Raw genomic sequence first — 11404 nt, 5'->3', positions numbered from 1 at the left:
TACATGTAAGGAAAAGAAAAGGAAGGTATATTTACATGGAAACAAAATTAAATAAATTATTAACAGACTTAGTTGTAGAATATCATAAACTACAAAATTTTCACTGGTATGTGAAAGGAAGTGACTTCTTTACTGCACACGTAAAATTAGAAGAATACTATGACTTCATTAATGAAGCCATTGATGAAGTTGGTGAACTGATTTTAATGGTAAGCGAAAAGCCACTTGCCTCACTTAAAGATTATTTAGCTGTTACAGCAATCGAAGAAGCCAACATGGATCACAAAGATAGTAAATCTATTTGGAAAGAAGTGTTGAAAGACTTTGAAATTATTCTTAGTGAAGTTCGTGAAGTAAAAGAAAGTGCTGAAGAAAAAAGCATTGATGTTGTAGGTATCCAAATGGATGACTACATTAAGGAATTCACAAAATCAATTTGGATGATTAAACAAGTTGTATAAGAGAGCTAAGGACTTCCGCGTGAAGTCCTTTTCTTATGCTCCATACATATTTGATTTTATATAATATGATGCTTCTTTATATAAATACGTAAAAAAGGTAGACTCTTATTTTCGCTTCATTTATAATATCAAATTGATTATGATAATACATAATTAATTTATCAACATTAAATAAACGTATGAATCGTGTAGTAGAAAAAGAAAAAAAGGATGTATGTGTATGAAGTATCTTAAAGTAAAAAACGTATTATTGATTTGTGTTGCACTAGTTCTAACTTGTGTATTGTATGTTTTTCAAATGCCAACAAATGCTCTAAGTGATACCAGTGAGCAAAAGGAATCAACCGCACAGGTACACGATGAAAACCCACCAACGATTATTGGACCAAATGCATATGAACTTGTAGTCGATGAAGAATTCAGTTTACGCAATTTAAAACTACGTGCGTATGATTCAAAGAAACAACCGCTACTTTTGGATGTTATTGAAAATGATGTAAATACAAGTGTACCAGGTAACTATAAAGTCATCGTTGAAGCCAAAAACAAGTCTGGTAAAATTTCACGTAAGACAATAGAAATTATCGTTAAAGCAAAAGAAGTTGAAGAAAAGCATGATCATGCAAAGCCTGAACCCGTTCAACAAGAAATTCCAGTAGAAATCGCACAAGAAACTCTTACGCCTGTTCAACCGCCACTTGATCGTACCAATTTATATGTACGTGGTTGGAAAATCGAAGCACCAGATATGAATGTTTCTGATGATACCGTACGTAAATATGTAAATGAAATTATGCAACTACCAAACCAATACAACAACAGTTCATTACATACCATTACCATTGATTTAAGTATTGCATATCCATATCTTGGTATGGGATATAGTGATGGTCGCATTTGGTTAAATGGACAAAATCATTACCCAACCACCGTATTACACGAAGCAACTCATATTTACGATTTTGGAACCAATCTTTCTCAAACAGCTGAGTTCCAGCAAATCTTTAATCAAGAAAAAGGAAGTCTTCCTGTAAGATACAGTGGTAATATGAATGATAATGCCTATGAGTGGTTAGCAAATGCTGTTGTGTATTATTACAACGACCCGCAAACACTTGCAAGTAATGCACCACTTACACATCAATATGTATATCGAAACTTAATTGCTAGTTAATTCGTGTATAATATATGTAAGAGGTATGTATTATGAATGTCGCAATTTTAGGTTTAGGAGGTATCGCTAAACGCGTTGCCTTAGGTGTTACATATGCAAAAAATGCATCACTATATGCTGTTGCAGCTCGTGATATAAAACGTGCACAAGCATTTCAAGAACAGTACGATGCAGTACATGCATATGGTTCTTATGATGAAGTGTTAGCAGATCCACAAGTTGAACTTGTTTATATTTGTGTACCAAATGCATTACATTATGATTTAGTTTGTAAGTGTTTGCAAGCCAACAAGCATGTCATCTGTGAAAAGATTATGGTCACAACACATAAAGAATTAAAACAATTGTTTGATCTTGCCAAAGAAAAACAGTGTTTTCTAATGGAGGCAAATAAAACGGTATTTACGCCACTTAATCAGAAGCTGTATCAAATGATCGCAAATGGTGTAATCGGTAAACTACAATTCATCAAAGCTGAGTATAGTGCTCGATTACTTGATGATCCACTACCAGATACACATTGGGTTCTGGATCCAGTAACCGGTGGCTGTGCTTTTGATATTGGTGTATATCCAACCTGTTTTGCACATTACTATGCAAATAGCAAAGTAAAAGAAATTACAAAGAAGAAAACGTATATCGATGCATATGCCTGTGATTTTGGACTGCATGCAATGATCACCTATGAAAATGGCATCCAAGCGGATATTATGAGTAACTGGCTATATACACCTGAAAACAAAGGTTGTGCGTATCTTATCGGTGAAAAAGGATACATAAAAATTCCAGCATATTGGAAAGAAAAAGTAGCCTATATATATGTAGATGGTAAAGAAGAAATTATCGCAGTAGACATGCAAAGTGATTTTAGCGGTGAAATTGAACATGCAGTTGCTTGCATCGAACATCAAATATATGAAAGCCCTATTATGGGATATACACAAAGTAAAGCCATTTTAGAAGTTGTAGACTAAAGGGAAGCATTCGCTTCCCCTTTTATTTGCGTTTTTGAATCTTGTTTTCTAACACACCAATTCCTTCAATGACACATTTCATTTCATCATGTTCAGTTAACCACTTAGGAACTTCAAATCCCATACCTACGCCTGAAGGTGTTCCTGTTGAGATAATATCTCCAGCTTCCAACGTAATACCTTGCGAATAATCGCTAATGAGTTCTGCAACTTTATGAATCATTTGCGTTGTATTTCCATTTTGTCGAAGTTCTTGATTGATATAACATTGTACTGCATGAGATGCATTTGGATCAAAAGCATCTGCACTTACGATACAAGGACCCATAATCGTATAGCCATCAAGTGACTTTCCTTTATTCCATTGAATTCGTCCTCTTTGTAGGCCACGTGAAGATAGATCATTAAGAATACTATAACCAAATACATAATCCATCGCTTCTTCTACAGGAATATCTTTTCCCCGCTTTTTGATGATAACAGCAAGCTCAACTTCATAGTCAACCTTTTCATCCAAGTCAAAACAAGCATACACTGTTTCACTTGGCCCTGTAATATAAGTTGTACGTTTTCCAAAGTAAATGGGTGGATCTTTCTTTTCTACATGGCGAGTAAATCCACGATCTGCTTCATCGATATGTTCTTGATAATTTAAACCAACGGCAATGACATCATGTATCGAACGTTCCATAGGTGCTAACAATTGCACATCTTCTATACACACACCAGAACAATGCGATTCAAGATAGTCTTGAATCTTTTTCATATCACCATCCTTTGCTTGTTCAATAAATGTTTGCATTGTATTTGCATAATTCTTTCCTAGTATTTCTTGTAGGCTTATAACATATGTTTCATCTTGACTTAGTACACCTAAGTGTATTTCATTATGATTTGTATAGCGAATAAATCTCATAGTATTTCTCCTTACTATAGAAATTATACACATATCTATGACAATACAAAAGAAATGTTTGAAGTAAGACAAAATATATCTAAACTTTACATATTTACCCAGAAAAAGAGATATTTCCTAGGAAATTTCTTCGTTTTTTATTGGTTCACTGGAATATACTTCATATCTTCAATAATTTCTTTCCCTTTTTCAGAGAAAATAAAGTTAAAGAACTCTTGTGCATCTTCACTATCTTTCTTTGTTGCTAGAATAAATGGACGCTGCAAAGCATAACTTCCATTTGTGATTGTTTCGACACTTGGAGTAACTTCATCTACTCTAAGTACATCCACTTGATCAGAAACTGAGCCCATTGAGATATAACCAATCCCGTTGGCATTGGTTGATACTGTTGATATTACACCACCAGTTGAATTTTGAATATCTGCATCTTTAATTAGTTCATTTGACTCAAAACCTACAATTCCTTCAAATCCATCACGGGTTCCACTTCCTTCTTCACGACTCACAACAGATATTGTTGCATCTACTCCTCCAAGTTGTTTCCAGTTAGTAATCTTACCAGTATAAATTTCATGCAATTGTTCAAGTGTTATATTTTGTACTTTATTTTTTTGGTTTACAATGACAACAATTCCATCAAGTGCAATAACTACTCCATCAAGTTTTTCCTTTTCTTCGTCTTCAAGCTCTCTTGAGACACTACCAATATCAAGTACACCTTCATTTGCACCTTTTACACCTACACTTGACCCTCCACCTTGAACGGATACTTTCATATCACTTTCTTTCATAAAGTTTTCTGCTAGTTTTTCCATAAGGGGTTGTACACTTGTCGACCCACCAATAAGCAATTCTGTTTTCTTTGTCGTTTTTTGGTTAGTTGAACAACCAACAAGCAATAAACAACACACTCCAAATATCCATAGTTTACGCATAAACTCCTCCTTTTGCATAACTACACATTACAAAAGAAATATAAAGAAAGCTTATAGATTTCAAAAAGATTTGGTTAATTAATGTTAAGAAAGTGTATCGATTAGTTATTTAGATCAAACCATAAAAAAAGGAATGCAGGGAAAGCACTCCTTTTTTCTGCCGGATAATATGTCAAATTGATTCACCTGCGTATGGATGATACGCCTTCATAGTTTTGAGTTAATTAGTGTGTGTAAAGGAAACTACTCTATGTGGTTATTTTGAACAAGAATTAGTTTTATACAGGGTTATAAAAGTAATTAGCAATTGGGTTGTTTCGAAGCTAGATATGTAATTGGGAAATAACTTCGAACTTGTTCATATAGTAAATCAGTTAGATTATATATCCTACTAATATTGTAGTATATTAAATCGATAGTTACAATATGATTATTAAATTATATGTTATCTTGAGTTTTATATAAGATTTGATATAGTGAGTAAACTTATTTAAAAATTTGATATATACAATTTCTATCTCACTGAAATATGAGCCACATGCAAATAATCTTTTATTTATCGAATAATATGTACTTTTTTGACTACAAAAATGTAATATATGTCTTTTAATTTCCTAGTGTTTTTATAGGTATATCGATTTTTATATTGAATTTAGTAAATTCAGATGCTTTGAAACTCAAAAAAAGATATAGCCGAAACTATATCTCATTATTTTCCTTTTACGTTGATACGGTTTATTGCTTTACGTAAAGCAACTTCTGCACGACGCATATTCAAGCTGTGTTCTTTGGCTTGTAAACGTTTTTCAGCACGCTCTTTTGCTGCTTTTGCACGTTCGATATCGATGTCTTCTTCCCCTTCAATTGCATCAGTTAATACTGTCACAATATTCTTAGAGTATTCAAGCAATCCACCAGATACCGCATAGTCTTTTTCCACACCATCACGAATCAAGGTCATGCTTGAAATATCAAGCATTGCAACCATTGGCATGTGATCTGGTAAAAGTCCAAAGTTTCCATCTACAGAACGCGCGTTGAGTTGATCAACTTCCGTATGTAAGTACATACCACTTGGGGTAATGATTCGTACATCAATCATATTTACACCTCAAGCGTTTTTGCTTTTTCGACAACTTCCTCAATGGTTCCTACGTATAAGAATGCTTGCTCTGGAAGGTGATCGTATTTACCTTCTAGTACTTCTTTTAGTGAACGAATCGTTTCACTCATTGGTACATATTTTCCTGCCATTCCGTTGAATGGTTCAGCAACGTTAAATGGTTGTGATAAGAAGTTACGTACACGACGTGCACGGTTTACCGTTGTCTTATCTTCTTCACTTAATTCATCCATACCTAAGATAGCGATGATATCTTGAAGTTCTTTATAGCGTTGCAATAAACTTTGCACATCACGTGCGACTGTGTAGTGTTCATCCCCAACAATTAATGGATCAAGCATACGAGAACTTGATTCCAGTGGGTCAACTGCAGGATAAATACCTAATGAAGCAATTCCACGGTCAAGTACCGTTTTGGCATCAAGGTGAGTAAAGGCAGTTGCTGGTGCTGGATCGGTAAGGTCATCAGCAGGCACATAAACGGCTTGCACAGATGTAATGGATCCATTACGAGTTGACGTAATACGTTCTTGTAGTTGTCCCATTTCGGTAGCTAGTGTTGGTTGGTAACCTACGGCACTAGGCATACGTCCTAGTAAGGCACTAACTTCACTTCCCGCTTGTGTAAAACGGAAGATGTTATCAACGAATAGTAATACATCTTGATGATCTACATCACGGTAGTATTCAGCCATGGTTAGCCCGGTTAAGGCAACACGCATTCTCGCTCCTGGACTTTCATTCATTTGTCCATAAACAAGCACGGTTTTATCAAGTACACCTGAATCTTTCATTTCATGGTACATGTCATTACCTTCACGTGTACGTTCTCCTACACCAGTAACAACACTTCGTCCACCATGTTCTTTAGCAATATTGTGAATTAGCTCTTGGATAAGCACGGTTTTACCAACACCAGCCCCTCCGAAAAGTCCAATCTTACCACCTTTTGCATAAGGACATAGTAAGTCAATAACTTTAATTCCCGTTTCTAGTACTTCAGCTGATGTTTGTTGTTCATCAAAGCTTGGTGCTTCACGGTGAATTGGCATACGTTTTACATCATCACCTAGTGGTGGCATTTCATCAATTTCACGTCCAAGTACATTAAACATACGTCCAAGTACTTTTTCTCCTACTGGTACTGAGATTGGTGCTCCTGTATCAATGGCATCCATTCCACGAACAAGTCCATCCGTTGAACCCATCGCAATACAGCGAACACGTTCATCACCAATATGTTGACTGACTTCAACTACAAGGCTTTCATCACCTTCGCGAGGAATTTCAATCGCATTTAACAATTGTGGTAAGTTATCGCCATCATAAACGATATCGACAACCGGTCCAATGACCTGAACAATTTTTCCTATATTTTGACTCATATATTCCTCCTATTGTGCATTAGCACCACCAACAATTTCCGTAATTTCTTGCGTAATCGATGCTTGGCGCGCTTGGTTAAATTTCAGTTCGAGTTCATCACGCAACTCTTGTGCGTTATCTGTTGCATTTTCCATCGCATTTTGACGCGATGCTTGCTCACTAGTTTTTGTTTCAATCCAACGAGAGTAAAGTAATGATTTTAAATACAACGGAATCAGTTCATCTAAAATCGCATCTCCTGCTGGCTCAAAAATCACATCTTGCTTAACCACATCTTTTTCCAGTTCCTCATTACGAGTCGCTGGTAATAAACGTTCGAGTTGTGGTTCAAAATCCATCGAGTTCACGAATTTGGTATACAGTACTTCAATACTTCCAACAACACCACTTGTGTATTGTTTTAAAGCAAGTTCTGCAATATCTAGAATATCTTCATATCCTTCTTCACTTACTCCGATTTTAGTTTCAATGATGTTTAAATCACGACGTTTTAAATACGTTGTTCCGCGTGAACCAACAACGATGACTTCATCACCTTCATTGATGGAAGACTCAAGCAATTTATACGTGTTGGCATTGTATCCACCACATAATCCCATATCGCTTGTATATACAATGATCAATCGTTTTTCTGTTTGTGAGCGTTTTAGAAACGGGTGATCACTGGTTTTTATTGTAGATAAAATATGTTCTACAACTTCTTGAAGATACATTGCATATGTGCGGTTTGTATCCATCAAGTCTTTTTGTTTTCTAAGTTTACTTGCTGCTACAAGTTGCATGGCTTTGGTAATCTTCTTGGTTGAATCAACCGAACGAATTCGGTTTTTAATTTCTAACTTATTTGCCATTCTTACTTAAACTAACGAATTTGTCTGTATATTCCTTAATAGCAGCTTTCATATTTTCTTCCAATGCATCATCGATTTCTTTTTCTCGATCTAATGTTTCCATAATATCGTTGTGGTAATCTTTAATGAATTGGTGTAAACCAGATTCATATTCAAGTACATCTTCAACTGCAATCTCTTTTAAGTAGCGGTGTTTTGCCGCAAATAATGAGATGACTTGCTCACTTACCGATAATGGTGAATATTGGTGTTGTTTTAATAGTTCTACCAAACGTTCTCCATGATCAAGTGTTGCTTTTGTTGATGCATCTAAATCACTTCCGAATTGTGCAAAGGCTTGCATTTCACGGAATTGTGCAAGTTCAAGTTTCAATGAACCAGATACTTGTTTCATCGCTTTTACTTGTGCTGCACTACCAACACGACTTACCGATAATCCACTATCTACTGCTGGACGAATCCCACCATTAAACAATTCGGTTTGTAAGAAAATTTGTCCATCTGTAATCGAAATTACGTTTGTTGGAATATAGGCAGCAATATCACCTGCTTGTGTTTCGATAATTGGTAATGCGGTTAATGATCCAAGTCCATGTTCTTCATTTAACTTCGCACTACGTTCAAGTAGTCTTGAGTGTAAGTAGAAAACATCTCCTGGATATGCTTCACGTCCTGGTGGACGTTTTAATAGTAAGGACATGGTACGGTAAGCAACCGCATGTTTACTTAAATCATCATAAACAATTAGTACATCTTGTCCGTTATCCATCCATTCTTCACCAATCGCACATCCTGCGTATGGTGCAATATATTGTAATGGTGCTGCATCACTAGCAGTACTTGTTACGATAGTTGTGTATTCAAGTGCTCCGTAGTGACGTAGTTTTTCAACGATTTGTGCTACAGTACTTGCTTTTTGTCCAATTGCAACATAGATACATTTTACATTTTGTCCCTTTTGGTTCAAAATCGTATCAATCGCAATTGCGGTTTTCCCAGTTTGACGGTCTCCGATAATTAACTCACGTTGTCCTTTTCCAATTGGAATCATTGAGTCAATGCTTTTTAAACCGGTTTGTAATGGTTGATGTACACTTTTACGTGTCATAACTCCAGGAGCTACACGCTCAATTGGACGATATTTGTCACTGACAATTGGGTCACCTCCATCAATGGCTTGACCTAGTGCGTTTACTACACGTCCTAGCATCATGTCACCAACAGGTACCTCAATAATACGTCCCGTACGTTTTACTTCATCACCTTCACGAACTTTACTGTCATCACCCATCAAAACCGCACCAACGTGCTCTTCTTCAAGGTTCAATACCATTCCATAAAGATCATTAGGGAAAAGAAGCAATTCTCCTGCCATCGCTTTTTCCAATCCATAGATTAGCGCGATTCCATCACCAACACTGATGACTGTTCCTGTTTCAGATATTTCTAATGTATCATCATAACGCTTAATCTGCTCTTTGATAATGTCACTAATTTCTTCTGGTCGTAAATCCATAACTTCCTCCTCGCTTTTCTATGAGTTTTTGGCTTGTTCTTTCAATCGTTGTAAACGATTGCTTGCAGAATTATCAAGTACATCACCTGCAACTTGAATACGTAAACCAGCAATCAATTCTGGTTTAATACTCACTTTGGCAATAATGTCCTTTTTTAATTTTGCTTTTAACATATCCACAATTTGCTTTTCCTCTGTATCAGATAATGGTAAAGCACTTTGAATATAGGCGATTTCAATACCTTTTTCTTCGTTATAAAGTTCTTGATAACGTTTTTCAATTTCTTTAATGCTTGCAAAACGATTGCGATCGATTAATAACTTCACAAAGTTCATCACATACGTTTGTCCGCCAGAAAAAGATTTCATTACGATATCTTTACGCTCTTTTTTATCAATTCTTGGATGTTTTAATAGTGCAAACAATTCCGGATATTGAACCATACCTTCAACAATCACATGTAAATCTTCTTTACATGCATCAAGTAGGTCTTCTTGTTTTGCAAGTTCAAAAAGAGCTTGTGCATAACGACTAGCAATTACGCTTGCCATGACTCATCCTCTTGCGCTTGTTCGATGAAATCTTGCACATATTTTTTATGTGTTTCATCATCCATTTCTTTTTCTACTACTTTTTTAGCAGCTAAGAATGCGATGTCACTAATTTCATCTTTAATATTTTTACGAATACTCGTTTTTTCTTTTTCAATTTCAACTTGTGCTTTTTCTTTGTACATACGTGCATCGTTGTGAGCTTGTTCCAAAATTTGGTTCGCTTCCACACCTGCTTTATGTTTTGCACTTTCAATAATGCCAACCGCTTCATCGTGCGCATTTGCAAGTTTTTCTTCATACTCGCTTTTCATTTGTTCACTTTGTTGGCGATTGTCTTGCGCTGCTTCTAGTTCTCCAGCGACAAATGCACTACGTCCATCCAAATATGCTTGCGCATACTTCCAAAAGAATTTCTTCGCAATAAGTATAATCAAAGCCGTAGAAATTAAAACGAGTGCCATATCTTGTAAGTTGATACGTAAATAATTGCTTATGTTAATATCCATAAGTGGCCTCCTCTTTCTAATTCAACTACTACTTTAAGAAAATTAATAATAAGGCAATTACCAAGGCATAAATCCCTGTTGTTTCAGCAAGGGCAATCCCTAATACCATGATTGAACGAATTTTATCTGCAGCTTCAGGGTTACGTCCAACAGCTTCCGCTCCTTTACCAGCAGCGATCCCTTGACCAATTCCTGCTCCTAGACCACCGATCATAGCAATTCCAGCTCCTAAACAAGCTAATCCTGTAACAAATGCTTCATTGAATTCCATAATATTTTCCTCCTATATGAATTTTCTATTTTTACTCTTCCGCGGCATCCACAGCATCTGATAAGAAGAATGTGGCTAACGTGAAGAAAATGTAGGTTTGCATAAATGCCGTAAACATATCAAAGTACATGTGTAAAAACGGCGTAACCGCTAATAATATACCCGTAAAAGGCATTGCTGCTTTTACTAGTACATATACAAGTGCCATGATGATACTTCCACCAAGCATGTTTCCGAACAAACGTAGGGTTAACGATACTGGAAAGGCGATATCACCAATCACATTTAATGGTAATAATAACGGAACTGGATCTGTTAATGCTTTCCACTTTCCTTTAATACCATGGTTTTTAATATCACTAAAGTGAATCAACAAGAAGATACCAATCGCAAGAACCATTGCTAGTGATAAATTCGATGTTGGTGGTTGTAAACCAACCAGTCCTAAAATATTCGAGATAACCATCATAATCATAATGGTCCCAAAATATGGTAAGAACTTCCATGTTTTCTTATTTAGATTTCCTTTGACCACCATCGCACATAAGTTAACGATTGTTTCAAATACAAGTACTGCACCTTTTGGTGGTTGTGTCGGGTCTGCATGCTTGAGTTTATTTCCACCCCAAATAAGAAGGGCACAAACCAGAATTCCAACACCTATCCAAATGACGATGGTTTGGTGAACAAATAAATCAAAATCTCCGATTTTAATTAGTATTCCGTCTCCCAT

The 11404-nt window shown here is 35.9% G+C and carries 13 protein-coding genes; 3 read left to right on the top strand and 10 right to left on the bottom strand.

What is annotated here, in order from left to right; translation table 11 throughout:
* Window positions 1–35: 35 nt before the first annotated feature.
* The 3 genes from EDD63_RS05005 (at window position 36) to EDD63_RS04995 (ending at window position 2609) form a co-directional block, all read left to right on the top strand.
* A complete protein-coding gene (locus tag EDD63_RS05005; protein WP_134169106.1) occupies window positions 36–461 on the top strand; it encodes a Dps family protein in 426 nt (141 codons plus the stop codon).
* 220 nt (window positions 462–681) lie between these two features.
* Window positions 682–1635 carry a hypothetical protein gene (locus EDD63_RS05000; protein WP_134169104.1) on the top strand — a complete coding sequence of 318 codons (954 nt, stop codon included), beginning with the start codon at window positions 682–684 and terminating at the stop codon, window positions 1633–1635.
* 32 nt (window positions 1636–1667) lie between these two features.
* Window positions 1668–2609 carry a Gfo/Idh/MocA family protein gene (locus EDD63_RS04995; RefSeq protein ID WP_134169102.1) on the top strand — a complete coding sequence of 314 codons (942 nt, stop codon included), beginning with the start codon at window positions 1668–1670 and terminating at the stop codon, window positions 2607–2609.
* A 22-nt stretch (window positions 2610–2631) separates the two neighbouring features.
* Here EDD63_RS04995 and EDD63_RS04990 read toward each other — a convergent pair whose 3' ends face one another.
* The 10 genes from EDD63_RS04990 to atpB form a co-directional block, all read right to left on the bottom strand.
* Window positions 2632–3525, bottom strand: coding sequence for a fumarylacetoacetate hydrolase family protein (locus EDD63_RS04990; RefSeq protein ID WP_166667552.1), 894 nt, complete (start codon window positions 3523–3525; stop codon window positions 2632–2634).
* A gap of 137 nt (window positions 3526–3662) precedes the next feature.
* On the bottom strand, window positions 3663–4463 hold the full coding sequence (locus tag EDD63_RS04985) for a phosphate ABC transporter substrate-binding protein (RefSeq protein ID WP_166667551.1): 801 nt from the start codon (window positions 4461–4463) through the stop codon (window positions 3663–3665).
* 709 nt (window positions 4464–5172) lie between these two features.
* Window positions 5173–5565 (bottom strand): F0F1 ATP synthase subunit epsilon, encoded by a 393-nt coding sequence (locus tag EDD63_RS04980; RefSeq protein WP_134169096.1) that lies wholly within the window; start codon window positions 5563–5565, stop codon window positions 5173–5175.
* Between the two features lie 2 nt (window positions 5566–5567).
* Window positions 5568–6971, bottom strand: coding sequence for a F0F1 ATP synthase subunit beta (gene atpD, locus EDD63_RS04975; RefSeq protein WP_134169094.1), 1404 nt, complete (start codon window positions 6969–6971; stop codon window positions 5568–5570).
* Window positions 6972–6980: 9 nt separating this feature from the next.
* Window positions 6981–7823, bottom strand: a complete 843-nt coding sequence (atpG, locus tag EDD63_RS04970) for an ATP synthase F1 subunit gamma (RefSeq protein ID WP_134169092.1) — start codon at window positions 7821–7823, stop codon at window positions 6981–6983.
* Window positions 7813–9339, bottom strand: coding sequence for a F0F1 ATP synthase subunit alpha (gene atpA, locus EDD63_RS04965; RefSeq protein WP_134169090.1), 1527 nt, complete (start codon window positions 9337–9339; stop codon window positions 7813–7815). Before atpA ends, atpG begins: the two co-directional genes overlap by 11 nt.
* Window positions 9340–9357: 18 nt before the next feature.
* Entirely contained in the window at window positions 9358–9891 is a 534-nt protein-coding gene (gene atpH / locus EDD63_RS04960; protein ID WP_134169088.1) for an ATP synthase F1 subunit delta, read from the bottom strand.
* Window positions 9879–10400 (bottom strand): F0F1 ATP synthase subunit B, encoded by a 522-nt coding sequence (gene atpF, locus EDD63_RS04955; RefSeq protein ID WP_134169086.1) that lies wholly within the window; start codon window positions 10398–10400, stop codon window positions 9879–9881. Before atpF ends, atpH begins: the two co-directional genes overlap by 13 nt.
* 28 nt (window positions 10401–10428) lie before the next feature.
* The gene (atpE, locus tag EDD63_RS04950; protein WP_134169084.1) at window positions 10429–10671 is read right to left on the bottom strand and encodes an ATP synthase F0 subunit C; all 243 of its coding nucleotides are present in this window, start codon (window positions 10669–10671) and stop codon (window positions 10429–10431) included.
* A 31-nt stretch (window positions 10672–10702) separates the two neighbouring features.
* Window positions 10703–11404: a F0F1 ATP synthase subunit A gene (gene atpB / locus EDD63_RS04945; protein WP_134169082.1), complete on the bottom strand. Its 702-nt coding sequence runs from the start codon at window positions 11402–11404 to the stop codon at window positions 10703–10705.

Origin of the sequence: Breznakia blatticola (assembly GCF_004365815.1) — a bacterium.
GTDB lineage: Bacteria > Bacillota_I > Bacilli_A > Erysipelotrichales > Erysipelotrichaceae > Breznakia > Breznakia blatticola.
Note: the sequence above shows the minus strand (reverse complement) of the source record. Positions and strands in the feature narration are given on the sequence as shown.